At 67.3% G+C, this 23859-nt stretch carries 19 protein-coding genes; 14 read left to right on the top strand and 5 right to left on the bottom strand.

Annotated elements, in window-relative coordinates; all coding sequences use genetic code 11:
* Window positions 1-59: 59 nt before the first annotated feature.
* Both KOR34_RS14890 and KOR34_RS14885 read left to right on the top strand, forming a co-directional pair.
* Window positions 60-1862, top strand: a complete 1803-nt coding sequence (locus KOR34_RS14890; RefSeq protein ID WP_146565346.1) for a phospho-sugar mutase — start codon at window positions 60-62, stop codon at window positions 1860-1862.
* A gap of 39 nt (window positions 1863-1901) precedes the next feature.
* Window positions 1902-3461 carry a cryptochrome/photolyase family protein gene (locus tag KOR34_RS14885; protein ID WP_146565345.1) on the top strand — a complete coding sequence of 520 codons (1560 nt, stop codon included), beginning with the start codon at window positions 1902-1904 and terminating at the stop codon, window positions 3459-3461.
* A 64-nt stretch (window positions 3462-3525) separates the two neighbouring features.
* Here KOR34_RS14885 and KOR34_RS14880 read toward each other — a convergent pair whose 3' ends face one another.
* Entirely contained in the window at window positions 3526-5775 is a 2250-nt protein-coding gene (locus KOR34_RS14880; protein ID WP_197531427.1) for a sigma-70 family RNA polymerase sigma factor, read from the bottom strand.
* Between the two features lie 191 nt (window positions 5776-5966).
* Here KOR34_RS14880 and KOR34_RS14875 point away from each other — a divergent pair, with 191 nt between their 5' ends.
* From KOR34_RS14875 to KOR34_RS14860, 4 genes are all read left to right on the top strand, one after another.
* A complete protein-coding gene (locus tag KOR34_RS14875; protein WP_146565343.1) occupies window positions 5967-7376 on the top strand; it encodes an excinuclease ABC subunit UvrC in 1410 nt (469 codons plus the stop codon).
* Between the two features lie 306 nt (window positions 7377-7682).
* Window positions 7683-8714 (top strand): NAD-dependent epimerase/dehydratase family protein, encoded by a 1032-nt coding sequence (locus KOR34_RS14870; protein ID WP_146565342.1) that lies wholly within the window; start codon window positions 7683-7685, stop codon window positions 8712-8714.
* Between the two features lie 111 nt (window positions 8715-8825).
* Window positions 8826-10616, top strand: a complete 1791-nt coding sequence (aspS, locus tag KOR34_RS14865; protein WP_146565341.1) for an aspartate--tRNA ligase — start codon at window positions 8826-8828, stop codon at window positions 10614-10616.
* A gap of 558 nt (window positions 10617-11174) precedes the next feature.
* Complete coding sequence (locus tag KOR34_RS14860) at window positions 11175-12665, top strand: DUF805 domain-containing protein (RefSeq protein WP_146565340.1); 1491 nt, start codon at window positions 11175-11177, stop codon at window positions 12663-12665.
* 25 nt (window positions 12666-12690) lie between these two features.
* Here KOR34_RS14860 and KOR34_RS14855 read toward each other — a convergent pair whose 3' ends face one another.
* Together KOR34_RS14855 and KOR34_RS14850 are read right to left on the bottom strand one after the other, a co-directional pair.
* Window positions 12691-13431 (bottom strand): hypothetical protein, encoded by a 741-nt coding sequence (locus KOR34_RS14855; RefSeq protein WP_146565339.1) that lies wholly within the window; start codon window positions 13429-13431, stop codon window positions 12691-12693.
* Between the two features lie 107 nt (window positions 13432-13538).
* Window positions 13539-14306 carry a pentapeptide repeat-containing protein gene (locus KOR34_RS14850; RefSeq protein ID WP_197531426.1) on the bottom strand — a complete coding sequence of 256 codons (768 nt, stop codon included), beginning with the start codon at window positions 14304-14306 and terminating at the stop codon, window positions 13539-13541.
* A 368-nt stretch (window positions 14307-14674) separates the two neighbouring features.
* On the opposite strand from KOR34_RS14850, the gene KOR34_RS14845 reads away from it, so the two are divergent.
* Window positions 14675-15454: a c-type cytochrome gene (locus KOR34_RS14845; protein WP_228714618.1), complete on the top strand. Its 780-nt coding sequence runs from the start codon at window positions 14675-14677 to the stop codon at window positions 15452-15454.
* A 9-nt stretch (window positions 15455-15463) separates the two neighbouring features.
* Here the strand turns inward: KOR34_RS14845 and ahr are convergent, their stop codons facing one another.
* The gene (gene ahr, locus KOR34_RS14840) at window positions 15464-16468 is read right to left on the bottom strand and encodes an NADPH-dependent aldehyde reductase Ahr (protein ID WP_146565337.1); all 1005 of its coding nucleotides are present in this window, start codon (window positions 16466-16468) and stop codon (window positions 15464-15466) included.
* A 248-nt stretch (window positions 16469-16716) separates the two neighbouring features.
* Here ahr and KOR34_RS14835 point away from each other — a divergent pair, with 248 nt between their 5' ends.
* Both KOR34_RS14835 and KOR34_RS14830 read left to right on the top strand, forming a co-directional pair.
* Window positions 16717-17397 carry an HAD family hydrolase gene (locus tag KOR34_RS14835; RefSeq protein WP_146565336.1) on the top strand — a complete coding sequence of 227 codons (681 nt, stop codon included), beginning with the start codon at window positions 16717-16719 and terminating at the stop codon, window positions 17395-17397.
* A gap of 94 nt (window positions 17398-17491) precedes the next feature.
* On the top strand, window positions 17492-18400 hold the full coding sequence (locus KOR34_RS14830; RefSeq protein WP_146565335.1) for a M28 family peptidase: 909 nt from the start codon (window positions 17492-17494) through the stop codon (window positions 18398-18400).
* Between the two features lie 56 nt (window positions 18401-18456).
* Here KOR34_RS14830 and KOR34_RS14825 read toward each other — a convergent pair whose 3' ends face one another.
* Window positions 18457-18987, bottom strand: a complete 531-nt coding sequence (locus KOR34_RS14825) for a DinB family protein (protein WP_197531425.1) — start codon at window positions 18985-18987, stop codon at window positions 18457-18459.
* A 276-nt stretch (window positions 18988-19263) separates the two neighbouring features.
* On the opposite strand from KOR34_RS14825, the gene KOR34_RS14820 reads away from it, so the two are divergent.
* From KOR34_RS14820 to KOR34_RS14800, 5 genes are all read left to right on the top strand, one after another.
* Window positions 19264-20634 (top strand): hypothetical protein, encoded by a 1371-nt coding sequence (locus KOR34_RS14820; RefSeq protein WP_197531424.1) that lies wholly within the window; start codon window positions 19264-19266, stop codon window positions 20632-20634.
* Window positions 20635-20951: 317 nt separating this feature from the next.
* The gene (locus KOR34_RS14815; RefSeq protein ID WP_146565332.1) at window positions 20952-21890 is read left to right on the top strand and encodes an alpha/beta hydrolase family protein; all 939 of its coding nucleotides are present in this window, start codon (window positions 20952-20954) and stop codon (window positions 21888-21890) included.
* A gap of 79 nt (window positions 21891-21969) precedes the next feature.
* The gene (locus KOR34_RS14810) at window positions 21970-22464 is read left to right on the top strand and encodes a DUF6428 family protein (RefSeq protein WP_146565331.1); all 495 of its coding nucleotides are present in this window, start codon (window positions 21970-21972) and stop codon (window positions 22462-22464) included.
* A 28-nt stretch (window positions 22465-22492) separates the two neighbouring features.
* Window positions 22493-22699: an RNA-binding S4 domain-containing protein gene (locus tag KOR34_RS14805; RefSeq protein ID WP_146565330.1), complete on the top strand. Its 207-nt coding sequence runs from the start codon at window positions 22493-22495 to the stop codon at window positions 22697-22699.
* Window positions 22700-22895: 196 nt separating this feature from the next.
* Window positions 22896-23804 carry a PEP-CTERM sorting domain-containing protein gene (locus tag KOR34_RS14800; RefSeq protein ID WP_146565329.1) on the top strand — a complete coding sequence of 303 codons (909 nt, stop codon included), beginning with the start codon at window positions 22896-22898 and terminating at the stop codon, window positions 23802-23804.
* Window positions 23805-23859 lie beyond the last annotated feature (55 nt).

The following is a 23859-nucleotide window of genomic DNA, read 5'->3' as shown; positions in this document are numbered from 1 at the left end:
GTGCTAATTTATGGATCGCTCAGGCAGTCCAAACCAAGCCAGAAAACCGCAGTACACGCATGACGATCGACGAATCCCTGGCCGCCGCCAAGCAGGCGGTCGCTGACGGCAAGCTAACCGAGTCCGCGCTGGGGAACCTCACCGCCTGGCTCACCGAGGACCGCTACGCGGAGTACGCCGACCAGATTGTGGAGCACGTCGAGCGGGGCGATTGGCAGACGCTGGACGACGTCTTCTGGACGATCATCCCCTTCGGCACCGGCGGCCGCCGCGGCAAGATGTACCCGTTCGGGTCCAACGCGATCAACGACCGTACCATCGGCGAGAGCGCCCAAGGCCTGGCCAACTACGTGAAGGACACGCTGGGCGAAGGGGCCGAGCTCTCCTGCGCCCTCTGCCGCGACACCCGCCACAACGGCGAGCGGTTCGCCAAGCTGTGCGCCGAGATCATGGTCGCGGCCGGCTTCAAGGTCTACCTGCTGCAGGGGTATCGCAGCACGCCGGAGCTGTCGTTCGCGGTCCGCTACAAGAACTGCTCGACCGGCATTATGGTCACCGCCAGCCACAACCCTCCCAGCGACAACGCCGTGAAGGTGTACTGGAGCACCGGCGGCCAGGTGCTGCCGCCGCACGACAAGGGGATCATCGAGCGGGTGATGAACTGCCAGGAGATCGTCCGCGTCGATTTTGACAAGGCGGTGGCCGACGGCGACATCGTGTTCTGCGAGGAGGAAGTCGACAAGGCCTTTATCGACAACGTGGTGGCCCAGGGCCGGTCCGGCCCGCGGGACCTGAACGTGCTGTACTCGCCGCTGCACGGCGTGGGCGCCACGGCGGTCGTGCCGGCGCTCGAGCGGGACGGCTTCCAGAGCGTCGAGGTGTTCGGCCCGCACGCCGAGCCCTCCGGCGACTTCCCCAACGTGCCGGGCCACGTGTCGAACCCGGAGCGGCCGGAGGTGTTCGACGCGATGATCGAGCACGCCAAGTCCAGCGGCGCCGACCTCTGCGTCGCCACCGACCCGGACTGCGACCGCATCGGCCTGGCGGCGCCGGTGATCTCCGGTGGGAACGACTGGAAGACGCTCACCGGAAACCAGATCTGCGCGCTGCTGTGCGACTACGTGGTCGAGACCTACCCCGGCACGCTCACGCAGGAGCACTTCGTGGTGCAGACGCTGGTCACCACGCAGATGGTCCGCCGCATCGCCGACAGCTACGGCGCCAAGGTCATAGGCGACCTGCTGGTCGGCTTCAAGTGGATCGCCGGCGCGATCGACGAGAACGGCCCCGACAAGTTCCTGTACGGCTGCGAGGAGTCGCACGGCTACATGACCGGCACGTACGCCCGGGACAAGGACGGCGCGGTCGCGTCGATGCTGGCGTGCGAGCTGGCCGCCAAGCTCAAGTCCCAGGGCAAGAGCCTCCACGAGAAGCTCGACTCGCTGTTCTGGCAGCACGGCTGCCACGCCGAGCGGCTGATCAACGTGCAGATGCCCGGCAGCGAGGGCATGGCCGAGATGAAGAAGGTGATGGCCGCCTTCCGCAACGACCCGCCGGCCGTGGTGGGGGGGATGCCGGTGAAGCACGTCCGCGACTACCTGAACAACGTCAAGATCGCGGTCGGCGGGCCCTCACCTTCGGCGCCGTTGGCCGGGCCCACGGGCGACTTGGTGATCCTCGACCTCGACCAGGAGGGCACGTACGTCGCCTGCCGCCCGAGCGGCACCGAGCCGAAGATCAAGTTCTACATGTTCGCCTACACGCCGGCCGAGATGCTGCACGACCTCGACGAGACCAAGGCCGAATTGGAGGCCCGCCTCGACGCGATGGCGACCGACCTGCGGAAGTTCGCCGGCGTGTGACGCCTCTTGGCGTACCGGCCGACATTCCTATGATGCCGTGTGAGCCAACTCAAGCAGGAAACGCCCGTCCGACACCTGGTGATCGTCCTCGGCGATCAGCTCAACGCAGACTCCGCGTCGTTCGACGGGTTCGACAATGATCGGGATCTGGTCCTGATGATCGAGGCGGACGAGGAGTCGACGCACGTCTGGTCGACCAAGCCCCGGATCGCCGTCTTCCTAGCCGCGATGCGGCACTTCCGTGACGCCCTAAGAGACAACGGGCGCCGGGTGTCGTACCGGGCTCTCGAGGAATCGCCCGAGGGCGGCTCGCTCAGCCAGGGGCTCGCGGAGGCGATTGCCGAGCACTCCCCTGAGCGGCTGATCGTGGTTCACCCGGGCGAGTACCGGGTGCTGCACGCGCTGCGGACCCAGGCCGGCAAGCTCGGCGTGCCGCTCGACGTGCGTGCCGACCGGCATTTCCTGTCCACGCCCGAGGAGTTCGCCGAGCACGCCAGCGGGCGTAAGCAGCTGCGGATGGAGTACTTCTACCGCGAGATGCGGAAGCGGCACGGCGTGCTGATGGAGGACGGCGAGCCCGCCGGTGGCGACTGGAACTACGATAAGGAGAATCGCGGGTCGTTCAGCAAACGCGGACCGCGCGACCTGCCCGCCCCGCACCGCTTCCGCGCCGACAAGGTGACCAAGCAGGTGCTCGAGCTCGTCAACGACCGCTTCGGTCAGCACCCGGGCGAGCTGGACACGTTCGACTGGCCGGTGACCGCCAAGGAGGCCAAGGTCGCCCTGCGGGATTTCATCAAGCACCGGCTGTCGGACTTCGGCGAGTACCAGGACGCGATGTGGACCGACGAGCCGTGGCTCTACCACTCGCGGATATCGGCGGCCATGAACCTCAAGCTGCTGGACCCGCGCGACGCGATCGGCGCCGCGGTCCAGGCTTATGAGTCGGGCGACGCGCCGCTGAACAGCGTGGAGGGGTTCGTGCGACAGATCCTCGGCTGGCGTGAGTACGTGCGGGGCGTGTATTGGATGCACATGCCGGAGTACCTCAACCGCAACGCGTTGCACGCCAGGGCGCCCTTGCCGGATTTCTACTGGACCGGCGAGACCGACATGCAGTGCCTGCGGCAGGCCATCGGCCAGACGCTCCGCCACGGCTACGCCCACCACATTCAGCGGCTGATGGTCACCGGCCTGTACGCGTTGCTGCTGGGCGTGGACCCGAAGCAGGTGCACGAGTGGTACCTGGCGGTCTACGTCGACGCGGTCGAGTGGGTAGAGCTGCCAAACTCGCTCGGCATGTCCCAGTACGCCGACGGCGGCGTCATGGCCAGCAAGCCGTACATCGCCAGCGGCAAGTACATCAAGCGGATGAGCAACTACTGCCAGGGCTGCCGCTTCAACCCGGATGTGGCGGTTGGCGAGGACGCCTGCCCCTTCACCACGCTCTACTGGGACTTCTTAGACCGCCACCAAGAGAAGCTGTCGGGCAACAACCGGATGCGGATGCAGCTGAAGAACCTGGAGCGGAAGTCGAGCGATGAGCTGAAAGAAATTCGCCGACAAGCCGAGCAGTTGAAAGGCGCCGTGGAGTCCTAGCTGCATCAGCCACAACACCGACGGATTGCCTTTCGCGTCTTACCTTCCACCCTGCTCGATGAACTCAGCGTAGTCCTCCCCCCGCAGTGGTGGCGGGCGACTCTTCCCCGATCGCACGCTCGGTTTCCAGCTCCTCGATCCGCTCCTGCAGCCCAGCCGCGATCTGTTTGAGCTGCTCGATCTCCTCGCCGCGGCGCTGCAGATCGGGGTTCTCCTCCGCCCGGGTGAGCACCCGCTCGGTGAGCTCGGCGATCTCGGTCCGGAGCTCGTCCATGTACTCGCCGATCGGCGCGCCGTGCTGGGTGGTGGCGTCCTTGCGGCGCATCTCGAGCAGCTCGCCCCGCAGGCGGGTCAGCAGCTCGATGTCGAGCTGGTTCTCGGCCGCGTTGCGGGCGTCGAGGATCGACCCGGAGTCCTTAGCCAACGCGTTGTAGGCCTCCTGCTTGCGCTGGATCTGCTCAAGGAGGTCGCTGTAGCGGGACTTGAGGGCTCGCAGAGTTTGCACAGCAGCCGCCGGCGCCGCGGCGGAGGTCGGGGCGTCCGGCCCCACCGTGGTATTGATTACCTCGGCGACCCTTTCGACCTCGTCCTTCGCGCCCCGCAGCGTTAGCACCGGCCCCGACTCGGCGGTGGAGATCCGTTCCACCTGGACTCCGGCCCGCGGCGCCGCGTCAGCTTGTCGGTCGCCGCTGGCAGGCGACCCTGCCTGACTGGCGGCCAGCTGCTTGAGCACCTGGCTCAGCTCTTTGTGGCCGGCGTAGGTCTGCCTGACGAGCACGTCGCCGGACGGCAGCGGCTCAAATTCGGCTTCGCCGCCGTTGCCGTCTGACCACGTCTCCGGAGCCACGGTCTTCAGAATCGTTTCGCGTAGCGATTCCGCGTCAATTCCTAACCCCCTTGTGTGGTAAAGCTTCGTGTCGAGCAATGTGTGAGCATGTTCCTGGGTGGTGATGAGCAGCACCTCGTTGGCGACCACATGGGTTAGCTCGAGCTTATCAAGTATCAGGTTCAATGCCGCATCAAGGCTGACCCGGCGAAGGTTACAGGTGATCGGCTCGTCGCGCCCGATCGCGATATCGTCGAGCGATCTTTCATCGAGTTGGATCTCGATGTCGTACTCTGTCCTCAAGAAGTCGATGACCTCCTCAAGCGGAGCGTCGACAAAGTCGAGACCTGTTGTCGTCAACTGGGAGGCGAGGCTGTTCTCAATCCGGGCGACGCCGGGCGGGACAGCGGCCACGAAGGAGTTCGCCGCCGCGGGCGTCTGGGGAGGGGACGCCACAAACGCGTCCCGCGGACTGGCGTTGAACGGGTTGGCGTCTGCTGCAGTGGCGGCGATGGCGCCGAACGGATTGTCTTCGGCCGCAGGCGCCGTGGCGATCGCCCCCGCGGCGAACAAAGCTTCCGAGTCTCCGGGGGCGTCCGCGGCTTCGCTCTGCAACTGCAGCGGCGATGTGCCCGTGTCGGCACCGGCGCCTTGGGAGTAGGCCAGGTGGACGCCCATCGCCAGCAGGGCGACGCCGGCCGCGCCGAACGGCAGTAGCAGCTTCGGGAGGGCGAGCGCGTGCATGATCTTTAGCTCCTCGAGGGCGATGTTGGTGATCGTTGGGTTGCTGAGGGGGGACGACGTGGCAAGCGGGCCCGCCGCGCCCTGGCATCCGAGGGCGGCTGTCGCTTCCACCAGCGGCGCCGGCAGGGCGCCGGCGTGGACCTGCGTCGATTTGAGCGTCGCGACCACGGCGGCCAGCGTGACACCCCGCCGCAGCAGCCGGGCCCGCAGCCGGCTCTTGCCGCGCTTCAGGCGGCCCTCGAGTGCGGCGACCGTGATGCCCAGTTCGGCGGCGGTCTGCTGGTTGCTCTTGCCCGCCAGGTACCGCAGCACCAGTGGCTGACGCAGGTTCTCCGGCAGCGCGGAGAGCTCCTCGTCGGCGATCATGCCGTCGTGCCGGGCGAGCAGTTCGTCGAGCGGGTCGCGGGTTTCGGGCACGTCCTCCTCCAAGGATTGCGGGCGGTCGGCGGGGCGGCCCCGCCGCACCCGCGCGCTCACCCGGAGCGCCACTCCGTACAGCCACGCCGACAGCGACGAGCCGCGGCGTATCGAGCCGGCCGACTGCGACAGCACCAAAAAGGTCGCCTGGAAGGCGTCCTCGGCGTCTTCGTTGGCGAACGTGTTCCGCCGGCACACGCCGAGCACCAGCGGGCCGTGCCGCTCGACCAGCAGCCGGAACACCTCCTCGTCCCGCTGGGCGCTGAAGCGACGCAGCAGGTCGGAATCGCAGGCGTCCGTGGTCGGCGGTTCGGGCTTGGTCGGCATGGGGCCGTTGGGGCTGGTTCGCAAGTGGGGCGTCATGAGGTAGTGCCTCCAAGTGGCGATGCCGGGCGCAAAAAACGAGAAGATGCCCGCGCCGCTAAGCCGGTTGTGCGCAACCCCGATGATAGCAGGAGTTTACGCCGAGGGGGCCACTTCTCGCCCGGCCCCCCGCCTCCTAAGCTTAGGTATCCGCCATGAGTGACGAAGCCGCCCAGGAAGATCCGCCCGTCATCGAGTCGACCCCCGACGGGGACACCGGCGCCGCTGCGCCCGAACTGCCCAAGACGCAGTCCGAGTTCTTCGCCCGCGCGGCGGAGAAGGTGAAGAGCAAATTCCCCACTACGCCCGGCGTGTACCTGTTCCACGACTCGGCCGGGCGGGTGATCTACATCGGCAAGGCGAAGAACCTCCGCGCCCGCGCCGGCAGCTACTTCCTGGCCGCGGCCGCCGCCGACGCCCGCACCCGAGACCTCGTCCGCGAGGCGCACGACATCGAGTGCGTCGAGTGCGATAGCGAGGTGGACGCGATGCTGATGGAGGCCCGGCTGATCAAGGACATCCAGCCGCGGTTCAACAAGGAGCTCCGCGACGACAAGTCGTTCCCCTACCTGCAGATCACCACCCACGAGGACTTCCCCCGCGTCGAGATCACCCGCACGCCCAAGGGCTCGGCGGCCAAGCTGTACGGGCCGTTCACCAGCGTGTACGCGCTGCGCGGCGCTCTGCAGGTGCTGCAGCGGATCTTCAAGTTCCGCACGTGCAGCCTCGACATCGACGAGGGCGATGAACGCTGGCGGTGGTTCCGCCCCTGCCTGCTGGCGTCAATCGACCAGTGCACCGCGCCGTGCAACCTGCGGGTCAGCAAGGAGGACTACCGCCGCGATATCGCCCGGCTGCGCACGTTCCTCGACGGCGGCAAGGTGAAGCTGCTCCGCGAGCTTAAGGGCGAGATGCAGCAGGCGTCCGCCGAGCTTCGGTTCGAGAAGGCCGCCCGGCTGCGCGACGAGATCAACCTGCTGGAGCGGCTCGATGAGCGGGGCGACCTCGAGAAGGACGCCCAGCCCGAGGTGTTCTACGTCGACCCGAAGAAGGGCCTGGCCGGGCTGCAGAAGGTGCTCAAGCTGCCCGACCCGATCCGCGTGATCGAGGGCGTGGACATCGCGCACCTGGCCGGGCAGGAGACGGTCGCCAGCCTGGTGCAGTTTATCGACGGTCTGCCGTTCAAGCCGGGCTACCGCCGGTACCGCATCCGCGAGGTGCAGGGCATCGACGACTTCGCCAGCATCCGCGAGGTGGTCGCCCGCCGGTTCAAGCGGCTGGAGGAGACCGACCAGACCTTTCCCGACCTGCTGCTGGTCGACGGTGGCAAGGGGCAGTTGTCGCGGGCCATGCAGGCGTTCGAGTCGCTCGGCATCGAGCCCCCCACGGTTATCTCGCTGGCCAAGAAGGAGGAGCTGGTCTACCGCCCCGGCGAGAGCGAGCCGCTGAGGCTCAGCCGCAACGCTTTCGCCCTGCGACTGCTGCAGTACGTCCGGGACGAGTCCCACCGCTTCGCCCAGCACTACCACCACCTGCTGCGGCGGAAGCGGACGCTGGGGGAATAGCGCAATTCCCTCGCTATCGAGGGGAGGGGGACAATGGCCACGACGTGGCCCCGCCGTTCCTTTCTCGGGCGCCAGGGGCGCTCCCGTCAGGGAAGCCCCTGCGACGTACCTGCCCTTGCATGTTACCCGTCGGGGGCTCCCGCTAGGGAAGCCCCTGCAACGTACCTGTCCAGGCATGCAGCCTGTCGGCGGCACTCCGCTCGCGAGCCGGCCCTTGCCATTTCGCCCCGTTCCGCCGAAGGTAGATGGCTTCCCCACAGCGGCGAGGCGTAGCTCGCCGGCTGCTTTCCCTGCGTGAAACGCTCGATGCTCGCCCTCGTCACCGGCCCCGGCGGATTCCTCGGCCGGTACATCGTCGAACAGCTCCTCGCCCGCGGCGACAGCGTGCGCGGGCTGGCGCGGGGCGACTACCCTGAGCTGGCCGCCGCCGGCGTCGAGATGATCTCCGGCGACCTGGCCGACCGCGACGCCGTGGACCGTGCGGTGACCGGCGTCGACTGTGTGTTCCACGTGGCCGGCAAGGTGGGCGTGTGGGGCCGGTGGTTCGACTACTTCCGCTCCAACGTGCACGGCACGCTCAACCTGCTGGGCGCCTGCCAGGACCGGGGCGTGGACCGGCTGGTGTTCACCAGCAGCCCCAGCGTCACGTTCGACGGCCGGCACCAGAAGAACGTCGACGAGTCCGCCCCCTACCCCACCAAGTGGCTGGCCCACTACCCGCACTCCAAGGCGATCGCGGAGAACTTCGTCCTCTCGGTGAACGGCCAGCCGCTGGCCGATGGTCGCGAGCTGCGGACCTGCGCGCTCCGGCCGCACCTGGTGTGGGGGCCGCGGGACCACCACCTGACCGCCCGGCTGATCGAGCGGGCCCGGTCGGGGCAGCTCCGTCGCGTGGGCGACGGCCACAACCTGGTTGACACCATCTACGTCGAGAACGCCGCCGAGGCCCACCTGCTGGCCGCCGACGCCCTGGCCGAGCCTGACAGCCCCGTGGCCGGAAACGCGTACTTCCTCAGCCAGGGCGACCCGGTCAACTGCTGGCAGTGGATCGACGACATCCTCGCGCTGGTCGACCTGCCGCCGGTCGACCGGGCGATTTCCGCCCGCAAGGCGGTCGCCGCCGGGCTGACGCTCGAACGCTGGCACTGGCTGACCCGCAACTGGAACGAGCCCCGCATGACCCGGTTCGTCGCCCGCAGCCTGTCGACGCACCACTACTTCAACATCGAGGCCGCCAAGCGGGACTTCGGCTATTTGCCCCGGGTTTCGACCGAAGCCGGCATGCAGCGGCTGGGGGAGTGGCTGGATTCGGATCGCGGATTGCGGGTTGCGGATTGATCTCGCCGACGTCGGCTTTCCGCGCAGTACGGCCGCAAGTACAATCGCGGGTTCGCCTTGCGTCGACGATCGCCGCCGGGCCAATCCCCAATCCGCAATCTGCAATCCGAAATGCTACGCACGCACACCTGTGGCCAGCTCCGTGAATCCGACGCCGGTTCTGTCGCAACCCTCTGCGGCTGGGTCGACAGCTACCGCGACCACGGCGGCGGCCTATTCGTCGACCTCCGCGACCGGTACGGCCTGACGCAGATCGCGTTCAACCCGCCCGACACGCCCGAGGAGTTCATTGAGGCCTCCAAGGACCTCCGTGCGGAGTACGTGATCGAGGTCACCGGCAACGTAGCGGCCCGGCCCGAGGGGCAGCACAACCCGAAGCTGGCCACCGGCGACATCGAGCTCCGCGCCACCGGCTTCCGGCTGCTCAACAAGGCCAAGACCCCGCCCGTGTCGCCGTCGGCCAAGGCGACCGACCTGCCGGGCGAGGAGCTGCGGCTGGAGAACCGTTTCCTGGACCTCCGCCGCCCGTCGATGCAGCGGGCCATGATGCTCCGCGACAAGATCACCAAGCGGATGCGGGACTACTTCGAGGAGCACGACTTCGTCGACATCGAGACCCCCATCCTCGGCCGCAGCACCCCCGAGGGCGCCCGCGACTACCTGGTGCCCTCGCGTGTGCACCACGGGCACTTCTACGCGCTGCCGCAGTCGCCGCAGCTGTACAAACAAGTCCTCATGATGGCCGGCTACGACCGCTATGTGCAGGTCGCCCGCTGCTTCCGCGACGAGGACCTCCGCGCCGACCGGCAGCCGGAGTTCACGCAGCTCGACCTGGAGATGGCGTTCGTCGAGCAGGACGACATCATGGGCATCATCGACGGCCTGGTCGAGAAGCTCGCCAAAGAGATCCTCGACATCGACGTCAAGCTGCCGCTCCCCCGCATGACGTACGACGAGGCCATGACCCGCTTCGGGCACGACGCGCCCGACCTGCGGTTCGGACTGGAGATTGTCGACCTGACCGACCTGGCGCCGCAGAGCGACTTCGGCGTGTTCAAGTCGGTGGTCGACGCCGGCGGCCACGTGCGTGCGATCTGCGTGAAGAAGGGCGCCGAGCACTACAGCCGCCGCGGCATCGACGCGCTGACCGAATTCGTGAAGGGCTACGGCGCGAAGGGCCTGGCCTGGTTCCGCGTCGAGGCCGAAGGAAAACTCAACAGCAACATCGCCAAGTTCTTCTCCGACGACCTGCTGGCCCAGATGGGCGAGCGGCTCGGCGCCGAGGAGGGCGACCTCATCCTCTTCTCCGCCGACAAGTGGCTGGGCACCTGCAAGGTGCTGCACGCGCTGCGCACCAAGATCGGCGAGGAGATGAAGCTGTACGACGAAAAGGACATGCACTTCAGCTGGGTGGTCGAGTTTCCGATGTTTGAACGCACCGAGGACGCCGACAACCCGCAGGCCGAGGGCAAGTGGTCCGCCATGCACCACCCCTTCACCGCGCCGCTGCCGGAGCACCTGGAGTACCTGGAGTCCGACCCCGAGAAGTGCCGCGCCCAGGCGTACGACCTGGTGATCAACGGCTCGGAGGCGGGCGGCGGCACCATCCGGATCCACGACGCGGGGACCCAGAGCAAGGTGTTCTCACTCTTGGGCATTGACAAGGAGACCGCCCAGGACCGCTTCGGCTTCCTGCTGGAGGCGCTGCAGTACGGCGCCCCCCCGCACGGCGGCATCGCGCTGGGGCTAGACCGCTTCGTGATGCTGTTCGGCGGCATCGACAACATCCGCGACGTCATCGCGTTCCCGAAGACCCAAAAGGCCTCGGACCTGATGACCGGCGCCCCCGGCAAGGTCGACGCCCGCCAGCTGAAGGAGCTGGCGGTGAAGGTGGATATGTAGCTGTAGCCAAACGGTTGGCTCAACGGTGAACCCCAACTGGCGTGACTACCGACTCCGTCGGCGCCGCTCGCGGATCTCGATATACGTGCCCCCAACGGTCGCTGTTGTTGGCTCGGCGGTGGCGATGCTCGCCGGTGACTGTTTCCTCGTGGCGGTGGTCATGCCACTATTTGCCGCCACGGTGGGGTGGTACATGTGGTGCTACTTGCGCCTAGTCGAATTCCGTTGCCCTAAGTGCAATGGGCGTTTTGCGGTCAACTATAGGAAGTTCGCCGCCGGGGGAAGCGACGTCGAAAGCTGCAAGCACTGCGGTTGCCCAGTCGGATGGCGTCTGGGCGACTGACCGCCTACCACCGCCGGGCGCCACTAGCGCCGCCAATCTCTTTCGCTGGCAATAATTGTTGCAGGGCGGCACTAGCAGCGCCAGTGGCACACCCTTAGGCTTCATGTCCACTCGTCCCTCGGGTCTTTTCAGACGCCGCCTTTGTTCGCGGCTCGCACGCCTGTGGGCGTGAAACGGTGTGACGCATGAAGCAGCATTAAAGGCGACGGCGCCGAATGACCTCGAACACCCAGGCCTGGCCCCGCCCGTTCAGCCTCGACGGCTCTGTCGATCGCAGAACCTACTTGGTCACCGGCGTTGCGCTCACGCTGCTGAAGTACCTAGTCGAGCTGCTTGCCATCAGCGCGGCGGGCGGGCCGTTCTACACGCCGCTCGACTTCCTCTCGCCGCTGCTCTCCACGAGGCAGGAGTTCAGCGACGCGGTAGGGCCTTGGTTTGGCGTCGCGTGGGTGGTGTGGACCATCCCCTTCGTATGGATCGCGGTGGCGATGACCCTCCGCCGCGCACGGGACGCCGGTTGGACTCCCTGGCTCTGCCTGCTGATCCTTGTGCCGGTCGTCAACCTAGTCGTTATGCTGGCGCTGGCCGCCGCGCCAGCCAGCGACGCACCGCAAGCTGCGCAGCCCCCAGCGGACGAGGCCGCCTTAGAAGCCGCGCGGCTGGCCCGCGAGGCCTGGTCGTCGCCCCAGGTGGATTGCGCTCCTGACGGCCGTGGTCAGACGTCACCGCTTGTCGCCACCCTGTTCGGGCTGCTGGTCGGCGTTGCCTACACCATCGGCGTCGCGGCGCTCAGCATACTGGTGCTGGGCAGCTACGGCGCCGCCCTCTTCTTCGGCGCGCCGGTCGTCACCGGCGCGGCGGGCGGCTACCTCTTCAACCGGCCTAGTCGCCGGACGATGTACGATACAATGCAACACGCCATTACGCTCGCGTTCTGCTGCTGCTCGGCGTTCTTGTTGCTTGGTCTGGAGGGGCTGCTCTGCGTCGTGATGGCGGTCCCAATCTTTGGCCCGATGACCCTGGTTGGTGCGGCGATCGGCCGCGCCATCGCGAGCGGCGCCGAGTCGCGGCAGGCCCGCGAGGACCGCGGGCTGATGGGGTGCCTGCTGCTGCTGCCAGTCGTGGCGGGCATCGAGCCCGTGTTCAGCCAGCCAGCCGACCTGATGGTGGAGTCGAGCGTCGTGATCGCCGCGCCCGCGGACGACGTGTGGCGGTGCGTGGTTGCGTTCCCCGAGATCGACGCCGAGCCGCAATGGTTCTTCCGCTGGGGGATCGCGGCCCCGCTGCGGGCCCGAATCGATGGCGAGGGCGTCGGCGCGGTGCGGCACTGCGAGTTCACCACCGGCGCCTTCGTGGAGCCGATTACCGTGTGGGACCGGCCCCACAGACTGGCGTTCGATGTAACGGACCAGCCGGAGCCACTATTCGAGCTGACGCCCTACAGGGACCTTCATCCGCCGCACCTAAAGGGGTCGTTCAGCAGCACGCGGGGCGAGTTCGAGCTTATCCCGCTCGCCGACGGTGGCACGCGGCTCGTCGGGCGGACCTGGTACACGCTCGACATCGCCCCGCACGTCTACTGGCGGGTGTGGACCGACCAGATCGTGCACCAGATCCACCTGCGGGTGCTCGACCACATCAAGGCGACTGTTGAGCGCGGTGAGGTTGAAGTAACAGAAATCGCGATGCCGCAAAGTGTCGGCTGATTGTTAGGGTCGCCAAGAGTACGAGCTAGAGTGAGCTTGTCGGTTTAAGGGTGCACATCCCAGGGCCACGGACGCGGCCTCTCGCGCGGGCGGTGAACAGCCAGAGAGCCCCGGCGGCGATCAGCCAACCGGCCGGCTCCGGCGCGGCGGTCAGTAGCGTCACCTCGCCGGTTGTGTACAGGCGGTCGAGGTCCCACACGGCGCCGTGGTCGGACACGACCCGGTCGAACCCGCCGGTCGGCGCGACGCCGCTCCAATCGAACAGCCGGTACGTGCTCCCAACCAGAGACCGTGGGGCAGAGGCGGCGGTCAGGCTCAGGTTGAGCGTTCCCGCCAAGGTGACCGGTATGCCCGGCTCGAACGTGATCGTCGACTCCCAGACCGGGTCGGCGAACTCGAGCCGCAACTCGCCCTGTGGCGCGGCCGCCAGCTCCTCGCCGACAAGGATGGCGGTGGGACCGGGGCGCCAGACCTCATGTTCCCCGCGCAAGAAGAGGTGGTCATCGCGGTAGGGGTTGAAATCGCTCACCCGCATCGAACCGCCATTCTGTACGTGCAAACCATCCACTCGCCCATCAGGTGAGATGGCGTTATCGGTAATGGTCGCCGCACGGACTTCGTCGTAAGTAACCCTGTCGAGGAAACGAGCCGATCGCAGGTCGGCGCCGGTTAAGTCCAGCCCGTTCAAGTTATCGCCATAGATTGTCGACCAGGTGAGGTTCTGGGAAGACAGATCCCAGCCGCTAAGGTCTCCTTGCAAATACACGGCTTTAAGGTTTCCTTGCTTGTAGCTGGCCGTCGACGCGAGCTGCTGCTCGGTGAGCCTGAGCCCGCTCCAGTAGCCAAAGCGCGCCCCTTCGATAATGGCGTTGGTCAGATCGGCGCCCTGAATCTAGTCCCGGCAATGATCGAGAAGCTGAGATCCTGCCCTGAGAAGTCCCAGCCACGCATGTCTTGGCCAATCAACTCGACCAGCGAGAGGTCCCGGTCCTGATAGCTTCGGGTTGAGTAGAGCTGCTCAACCCTTAAGTCGGTTGAGCGAAAGGACGTTAGCCGAAAGACTCCTGTGGGGGCCCTGTCCGAAAAGTACAGGCTTCCCGAGATAATGGCGCCGCTGAAGTCGGCGCCGATGAGAGGCGTCTCGTCAAAGGACGAGCCCGACAAGACGGCATCCCGTAGACTCACTTTGGTCAGGTCTGCGCGGTAGAAGACGGAGAAATCTAGGTTGGCCCCTGCCAGGTCGGCGCCGGTCAGATCGACGTCAACGAAACTTGACTCGCCCAGCCGGGCGCCGCGCAGATAGGCGTCGACCAGCGTTGTGCCGCGGAAGTTAGAGCCCGGCGCGTCGGCGGCCGCCAGGTACGCCTGGGTAAGATCGGCGGACCCCGGCCGCATCCCTAATCCGGCGCGCGGCCACCAGATTGGATAGACCCCTGTGTCCGACGCCTGCTTGCCCTGTGATGGGTCCGTCGGGTCGACGTACTCCCATAGGTAGATCGTGGTGTACGGTGTCTGGGCGACGGCGGCGTCCGCCAATATCCACAGCGCCGCGGCGACGAAGCATGCGTGCCGCTGTACTCGAAGACGCCATCGGGCCACCCCCGACGAAGCAATGAATGCGGAATCCGTCCGTCGAGTCATGGACAAACCACTCGTTGCGGATACAAGACCGTGCGCGTTCAGAACGCAGGCCACCGGCTCGGTTGAACAGCCGCCGGATTTTGACATTGTGCCCAATGGATGGAATGGCGGAAAGCACTGACAGCGGAGAATCCGCAAACTAACGGGCCACCCTGGGGGCGTTCGTTCTGCCGTAGCACTGTGTGCTGAATTACCTCAAACCACTTGGGCGCCGGTCCTTGGGTTGGCGGACGGGGGTACACGGCTTTACAGTCGGTCTCTGTGTTCAGCCCCCTAGGAAGCTCCAGGCCGTGCCCGCCATCACTCGCGTCCTCCCCCGTAATCCCATTCCGCGAAGCACGCCTCCGTGCTGGATCGTTGTAGCCGCGTTGGTAACGGCCATCCCTCCTGGGGCCGTGGGCGAAGAGGCGACGCTCGCCGGCCGGCCGCTCCCGCCCGGGCCACTCGGCGAAACGGTCAAGCTCGGCGCAATGCTGGTGGAGCAGACCGCCACGCACCTGCTCACCAAGGCGTACGTCGGCAACCGGCTCAACTGCACCTCGTGCCACCTCGACAATGGGATGCACGGCGCCGCCGCGACGTTCCTCGGCGTGGCAACGGCGTACCCCGCCTGGGCGCCACGGGAGGGGAGGGTGATCACGCTGGAGGACCGCATCCTCAATTGCTTCATGCGGAGCGAGAACGGCGTGCGGCCTCCGCTCGGCAGCCGGCCCAGCGTCGCGATCGCCGCCTACATCACCTGGCTCTCCGAGGGGCAGCCGCTGAGAATGAACGCGGAACGCTCGCTGGGGCCCAACGCGGTGGCGCCGCTCAAGGCGGGCGCGGCGCAGGCCGACGCGCGGTCCGGCGCCGTGCTGTACGCCGATCGCTGCGCCTACTGCCACGGCGAGGACGGCCAGGGCGACGACGACAGCCCTCCCGTGTGGGGCGCCGAGTCCTACAACGATGGCGCCGGGCTGGCGCGGGTCCCGAAGCTCGCCGCGTGGCTCAAGGTCGCGATGCCGCCGGACGAGGCCGACCTCACCGAACAGGAGTCGCTCGACTTGGCGGCGTTTGTCAACTCACACCAGCGGCCGAGGTTCCGGCTGGAGGATCACCTCCCCAAGCCGGACCGGATGGGCGAGTACAACTCTCGGCGCGACCCGTGACCGACGCCCTCACTCGCCGGCGGTCAAAACGATCCGGTACCGCGGCTGCCCCGACGCCAGGTGGTCCATGGCGTCGTTGAGTCTGCTCATCGGGAACTGCTCGACCATCGGTTTGATCTCGTGGCGGGCGCAGAATTCCAGCATCTCGGTCGCGCGGACGATGCTGCCGGTCGGCGAGGCGCTGATCGACTTCTGGCCCATGATCATCGGGAACACGGTCGCCTCGATCTTCTCGGCGGCGCCGACCAGGTGCAGCGTGCCGCCGGGGCGGAGCGTGTTGACGTAGGCGTCCCAGTCGAGCGCCGCGTTGACGGTCACCAGCACCATGTCGAAGCGGCCCGCGGCCGACTGCAGGGCCGACGCGTCGCGCGAGTTCAGGAAGCGGTGGGCGCCCATCTGCCGGGCCTCGTCCTCTTTCTCTGGCGAGGTGCTGAAGGCGGTCACCTCGCATCCCCACGCGCGGGCGAACTGCAGGGCCATGTGGCCCAGCCCGCCGATGCCGACCACGCCCACCCGCCCGGTCGGCGGGACCGCGTTCTCGGCCAGCGGGTTGAACACGGTCAGCCCGCCGCAGAACAACGGGCCGCAGTCGACCGAGGCGACGCCATCGGGGATCGGCAGGCACCACTCGGCCTGCGCGCGGACGCGATCGGCGAAGCCGCCGTGCCGCCCCACGATAGTGCCCTGCGCATCGGGGCAGCGGTTCTGGTAGCCGGACAGGCACTCATTGCACCGCAGGCAGGACTGCGACGTCCAGCCGACGCCCACCCGCTGCCCCACCTCCAGGCCAGCGACACGCTCGCCGATGGCCGCAACGCGGCCGGCAACCTCGTGGCCGCCAACGAACGGGAAGCTCGTGATGCCCCAGTCGTTCTGCTTCATGCTGAGGTCGCTGTGGCAGATGCCGCAGTACTCGACCTGCACGTCCACCTCGTCGGGGCCCAGCTCTCCCGGGTCGTACTCGAAGGGCTCGAATAGCGAATCGGCGGAACTCGCGGCGTAGGCGTGGAACACGATCAGCTCCTCGTGACTTAGGGCCCGGGCGCCGGCATTTCCGTGCCGACGCGCCGGCCAGCGGCGGCGCCCGCCGAATGGCGGAGGAGTGCGGGCGTAGCCTGGATTCTGGGGGCGTGGCCGACCGGTCGTCAAGCACGCGGGCCGGCGCGGCCGGCCTCGGATATCCGGTCGGCGGCACACCCTTCACCGGACGCGGACGCCGCCGGACAATACAGGGTATCCTCCCGCCCACCAGGAGCCCCGCAATGCAAACCGCCTTCCTCTTCGACCTCGACGGCACGCTGATCGACAGCGTGTACCAGCACGTGCTCGCCTGGCAGCGAGCGCTCAAGGAGGCCGGCATCCCGCTGTCGGTCTGGCGGATCCACCGCAAGATCGGCATGAGCGGCGGGCTGTTCACGCAGATGCTGCTCCGCGAGACCGGCGCCGACATCACGCCCGAGCTGATCGAGCGGCTCAGCCGCCTGCACGCCGCGGCCTTCAATGAGATCTCCGGCGGCATCGGCCCGCTGCCCGGCGCCCGCGAGTTGCTGGCGTACCTTGACGAGGTGCAGATGCCGTGGACCATCGCGACTAGCGGCCGCATGGAGACCGCCGGCCCCACGCTCAAGGGGCTGGGCGTCGACCCCGACGCCAAGCCGGTTGTGACCCGCGACCAGGTGCGTTACGCCAAGCCCGATCCCGATCTATTCGTGACCGCCGCCGAGCGGCTGGAGATCCCGATCGAGAACTGCATTGTCGTGGGCGACAGCGTGTGGGACCTGCTGGCCGCCCGCCGCGCACGGGCGTTATCGATCGGCCTGCTGTCCGGCGGCTACGGGCGTGAGGAGCTGGAGCGGGCCGGCGCGTTCCGCGTGTTCGAAGATCCCGCCGACCTGCTGCACCACATCGACGAAGTGGGCGTGCGCCGGCCAAGCGAGGATTAGTTCGTTGCGCAACCGCTCGGCCGGCGCTCGAGGTGCAGCCGGTCATCGAGCACTAGCGGAAGCCTCGGACCCGCCTGACTGCGACACGCGCCTAATGCCCGGCCACACCGATCCGGATCGATCGCTCATCGAAGCCAATCTCCGCCTGCACGTCGACCGACTGGCGGGGCTGATCGGCCCACGGACCCTTGCGCGGCCCAAGACCATTCAAGCCACCATCGGCTACCTGCAAGGGCAGTGGGGGGAGATGGGCTACCACGTCGAACAAGAGCACTACGACGCCTACGGCGATGAGGCCACAAACCTCATCGTCGAGCAACCCGGCCGGCGTCGCGTGGACGAGGTTGTCCTGCTCGGCGCCCACTACGACACCTTCTACGCGACCCCGGGCGCCGACGACAACGCGTCGGCCGTGGCCGTGATGCTCGAGGTGAGCCGGATGCTGCGCGGGCATGTCGGCAAACGGACCGCACGGTACGTGGCGTTCGCCTGCGAGGAGCCCCCCTACTTCAACCTCGACCCGACCGGCCCCATGGGCAGCCAGCAGCACGCCGCCAACGCCCGGCGAAGGGGCGACAAGATCCGCGCGATGCTCTGCTTGGAGATGGTCGGCTACTTCACCGACGAACCTGGCTCGCAGCAGGTCCCCGAGGTGATCCCGCCCTTGGTGCGGAGGCTCGTGCCATCGCGGGGCGACTTCCTGGCGGCGGTCGGCAACCTGCCGTCCTGGCGGCTGCTGTGGCCGTTCCGCCGGGGCTTCAAGCGGGCGAGCGGGCTGCCGCTGTTTACGATTGCCCTGCCGGAGAAGGTCGACGCCATCCGCCTGAGCGACAACCACGCGTTCTGGGACCACGGCTACCCAGCGCTGATGCTGACCGACACCAGCTTCCTGCGGAACCCCAACTACCACCTGGAGAGCGACACGCCCGACACCCTCAACTACCCGCGCATGACCGAGGTCGCGCTCGGCGTGGCCGGGGCGATGCGGCGGCTGCTGGGGTAGCGACGCCGCTGGGGGGACGCGTCGCCACAGGGGAGTAAACGTTGCGATTCTGGCGCCTAGCCGAACAGCCCCGCCCGGGGCGAGCGGTCTGGGATCGCCACCGGTGGAAGTCCCGCCGCCCGGCGCCAGATGCTCAGCTGGCCGATGTGCAGGCTCTCGTGGTGCAGCAGCAGGTCGGGCAGCATGACGGCGACCGTTGGGTAGGCGTCGGCCCATCGTTTCAGCGACGGGAGTTGCTGCAGCTGGTCGGCGGTAGCGGAGAGCAGGGCCTCGGCCACCCGTTCATGGCCCGCGACGAACCGGTCGACCTGCTCCGCCTTCGAGCCGTACTCGCTGGCATCCGGCAGCGGTCCCCGCCCGCGGAAGCCAAACAGGTCGTGGTCGGCGGGGTCGTCGCACGGCTCGCCCGAGAGCAGCGAGCAGACCACGGGGTGGTAGATCGAAATATGCCCCACGATCCACGCCGGATGGTTCATGTTGCCGCCGGGGCGGAGGACCATCTGCTCGTCGGTCAGGTCGTCCAGCAGCGCCACCGCGTAGCGGCGGCCGTTGTCCCAGGGGTACACAATCGATTCGACAGGGAACATGCGGCGGCTCCTTAGGAATGAGGCGTCTGGTTGGGATTCGACGAGTCCTGCCCGCATGACGCCGTCGTTGGGTTGCGGGTTCACTGCTGACTTATGAACGCGGTTAAGGGAGCATGCGGCCCCCGCCCTGGTCGCATCGGCGATCGTGGTAGGATAGAATCGCCGGCGGTGGCGGTTTTCCACGTTTCGTTTCTTCTCATCAGGCGAGCGATCGGCGGATCGCAGTGGGGGCTGATCATGGAGTCGGTCGGGTTGCGCGGTGCTGGAGTGGTAGTGTTGGGCGCCGCGGCCTTGGTGGCGAGCTGCTGCACACTGTGCAGCGGCGACACGTTGATCCCGGTGGTCACCGGGGGGCTGAAGGACACTTCGCCAAGGGACGGCCTGGCCGATGCGATCGAGTCGGGCGCCTTCATCGCCTCAGTGACGGGCGGCGAGTACCGGGCGATCGCGGAATTCGACGTGACCGACGTGCCGTCCGGGCTGGTGCTGTCGGCGAACGTGACCGGCACGATCGGCCCCAACAACTCGGTGGACGTTGGCCTCCGGGAGCACCTGATCGAGTTCTACACGGCCGACGGCGTGCTCGGCCTGGACGACTTCAGCGTGCCGGGCATCTACGTCGGCGATGTGGCCCACGCGTCGGGCGACCGAACCGACTTCGACTTCGACATCACCGGCATCCTGCACAACCTGCTCGCTGCGGGCGCCACTCATGTGGGGATGCGGGTCTCGCCGCAGACGGAACTGTTGCCGTTCGACGTGCTCTACACGAACGAGCTCTTCTCCGACGCGCCGCGGATCAACTTCGAGCTGCTGCCGGAGGGCGCGGGAACGCTGCAGGTCTTGCCCAGCCTCGACGCGGAGTTCGAACTGGTCGAAGGAGTATGGGAGGTCGACGAGACGAGCAACACAATCAACCCCCGCTGGATCGACTTCGCCGACATCGACAGGAGGGGCGCACTCGAGTTTTCGCTGGCCGACCTGCCGGACAACGTCACCATCACCGACGCCAAGATTGAGTTTGACATCTGGTCGCTAGGGGGCGGCGCCGGCGACACCACGGACGCCCCCATCTACGGCTACGCCGGCGACGGGGCGATGACGGTCGCGGACGTGCTCGACACCTCCACCCAGATTGGCGTGCTGGGCCCGGTCGAGGAACTGGACCCGATCCGCGTGGAGCTGGACCACGAGTTCATCAATACTCTGCTGCAGAACGGTGAGGAGTTTCTCGGGCTCGCGATCCTCGGCGACCCGGACTACAACTCGGTCGGGTTTGCCACGACCGACTTCGCGGCGAGCAGCAGCTCGGCGGTCGCGCCGCAGTTGTTCCTCACGTACGTCCCCAACGAAGCGCCCGCCGGCCTGCCGGGCGACTTCAACGACGACGGCGTCGTCGACGCGGCCGACTACACCGTGTGGCGCGACCACCAAGGAGCAGCCGACGAGGCCGCGCTCAGCGGCAACGGCGACGGGCTCTCGGGGGTAGGGCAGGGCGACTACGCGGTGTGGCGAGATAACTACGGGGCAACCAGCGACGCCGGTCCCGCCACGACCGCGCCGGCGCCGGCTGCTGCTACCCTGCTTGTAGCGGCGATGGTCGCTGCCGGCGCCCGACAGCTCTCGCGGTCCAGCAGTTCTTTGTAGAAACCGGCCACCCGGCGCGGTCTAATGTGGGGTGCGAGCGGGCTGGGACGCGATGAGGCCCAAGTGTGACGGTCGGCGGCCCGTGTTTCTGACCACTTTTGTCCCTATCAGCGCGCAGGTGGGGACAAAAGTCGGCCCGCAGGATCGATGGCGAAACCGTCTAGCACTGCTATACAAGTGTGAAACGATCCTCAGGGCTCCAAGTGGGGTCCGACTTTTGTCCCTAAGAATCGATGCGCCAAAACGGGACAAAAGTCTGGCGGGGCGGAGCCGCGGCGGCCGTTACGACTCGCCGACATTTACGAATGGAAGCGGATATGAGATATCGAACTCTTGCTGTCGTACTGATGTCGCTGGTGGCCGGCGGTTGCGGCGCGCCGGTTGATACGACGGGCCGCGGGGCGGCTTCTGCACCGTCGTCAGCAAAGCCGATGCTGGTCGACGTGCGGCGTGGGTTCGAGACCAGGCTGGTGTCGCGGGGCGAGGAGTACGGGCCGCCGGACCGCCCCGACGGCGATGAGTTCCTGCTGGTCAGCTACCCGTCTGCGGTCGGCGATCTGGCCGCGTACGTCACGCCCGACCCGGGGGACGGCGGCAGGCATCCGGCGATCGTTTGGATCACCGGCGGTGACAACAACACCATCGGCGATGTCTGGACGCCGCGTCCGCGCGGCAACGACCAGTCGGCCAGCGCGTTCCGCAAGGCGGGCGTGGTGATGATGTTCCCCTCGCAGCGGGGCGGCAACGACAACCCGGGCCGGCGGGAGGGGTTCCTGGGGGAGGTGGACGACATCCTCGCCGCAACCGACTACCTGGTCGGGCTGCCGTACGTCGACCCGGAGCAGGTGTACCTGGGCGGCCACAGCACGGGCGGCACGATGGCGATGCTGGTCGGCGAGTCGACCGACCGCTACCGCGCCGTGTTCTCGCTGGGCCCGGTCGCCACACCGTACCACTACGGCGGCGACTACTTGTACTGCGACCCCGAGGACGACGAGGAGCTGACCGTGCGGGCGCCGATCGTTTGGCTGCACTGCGTGAAGCGGCCGATGTACGTATTTGAGGGTGGCGAGCGCGGCAACTGGGAGTCGATTCAACTGATGGCGGCCGACAACACCAACCCCAACGTCAGATTCCTGCGGGTGCCCGGGCACGACCACTTCAGTGTGATTGCACCGCTGGCGGAGGTGCTGGCCGAGCAGATCGTGCAGGGGCAGATTGAGGTCGACGAGCAGCTGGTCAGCGACCTGCAGTAGTTGAGAGCCGCCGGAGCGAGTGCCGCAGACCGACTACGCCGCACTTCTTGCCAGCGCCAAACCGGGTAGAATCAATCGCATGAACGTCACCGAATTCCGTCAAGCACTCGCCGATCACCCCGGCCGCGGCCTCCGTTTCCTAATCGACGATCAGGCCGCTATTGCCGACCACTTCCACGTGACCGAGGTGGGCCGCGTGGAGAAGCGGTTCGTCGACTGTGGCGGCAAGCCCAGGCAGACCGTCGCGTGTGTGCTGCAGACGCTGGTTGCGTACGACACGGACCACCGCCTGACCACCGACAAGTTGGCGGGCATCATGTCGCTTGTCGCGAAGCTCGACCTGCCCGCTGACGCGCCGGTCGAGGTGGAGCACCAGGAGCGGTCGGTGAGCATCGACGCGGTCGACCGGTTTGCAGAACGCGACGGGGTGCTGGAGTTCCGCCTCGCAGCGAAGCAGACCGCCTGCCTGGCGGAGGACGCGTGCGGGCTGGGGCCGGCCGACTCGACCCCGGCTAGCGACGGGCTGCCGGTGCTGGGCGAGGGCTGCTGCGGCGGCACGACCGGCTGCTGCTAGGCCGCCCTGCGAACGAAGCGAGCACCGCATGTCAGACGATCAAGAGCCGACGATCCACCTGGACCAGTTCCTCAAGGCGCACGGGCTGGTCGCGACCGGCGGACAAGCCAAGGTGGTCATCCAGGGGGGCGAGGTGCTGCTGAACGGCCAGGTCGAGACCCGCCGGCGCAAGCAGCTCCGCCAGGGCGACGTGGTCGGCTTCGACGGCGAGGAGTACACCGTCGAGTTCGCGTGAGAAACCGCCGCCGCTTGGAGGTTTTCCGCGGCAATCTCTCCCCAACGCGCACCCTTATCACCAGGGAGCGCACCAGTTCGCTCGGGCGGCCAAAGATTCGTTGACACCCGCTGGTTGGCCCGGCAATATCGGCACTGTGGCCCTCTTTTCGGGCTTGGACCAACCGCGGGCGGAGCGAACAACAGGGAGTGACCTCATGATGCGGAAGACTTTTGTGTTTCTTAGCGCCGCGGCTCTCGCGGCAACGGCCGCGCTCGACGCGCGGGCCGGAGTTCTCTTCAGCGAAGACTTTAACGACGGCGCCGCTGGGACGCGCTGGTCGGAAGTCAGCCAGCAGGAGGGCGTTGTCGGGCCGGATGGCAGCGTCGACTATGCGTTTGACTATTCCACGCTGGGGATCGCCAACCCCAGCGGCGGCGGCGACACCATCGGCGCGTTCCTGCAGTTCAACAAGAACGACGACGGCCCGGTCGACGAGGGCGAGTCTTACAGCATCTACCCGAACGGCCAATCGTTCTCCGGCGACTTCCACCTGTCGCTCGACATGTTCGTCTACAACGACGGCGGCGGCGGATCGACCGAGCACGGCATGGCCGGCCTGTTCCTGGACAACAGCGCGCCCGTTTCTCCGTACGAGTTCGGCGCCGTCGGCGGCCCGCTCGCCTGGGCCTACTCCGGCGAAGGCGGCGACGGTACGGGCGACCTTGGCGTCTACGCCGAGGGTGATGGATCGAGCACTGGCTACACGGGATTGGGTGACTACAACAGCGGCAATTACCCGTTGCCGCCAGGCTTTGAGACTGGGCTAGGCCCGGCCGGTCCGCCCAACGATCGCGGCGCTTGGGTCGAGGTTGAGATCTTCGCCGTGGGCGACACCATCTCGTTCGCCCTGAACGGCGTCGTGGTCGACACCTACGACAACAGCGGCGGCTTCTACACCGCCGGCAACATCCTGGTCGGCGGCATGGACGTGTTCAACTCGTCCAACGGCGCCAATGGGGTGATCGTCGACAACGTCAGCGTCGGCACGATCCCCGAGCCGGCCAGCCTTGCCCTGGCGGCGCTCGGCTGTGTGGCGGCGCTCGGCCGCTCGCGTCGCTCCTAACGCGCACGCCAACCGACTTTCTTGCAGGCCCGTCTGGGTCGCCCGTGCGGCGGCC

Source organism: Posidoniimonas corsicana (assembly GCF_007859765.1).
Classification (GTDB): domain Bacteria; phylum Planctomycetota; class Planctomycetia; order Pirellulales; family Lacipirellulaceae; genus Posidoniimonas; species Posidoniimonas corsicana.
This window is presented reverse-complemented; position numbering and strand designations above follow the sequence as displayed.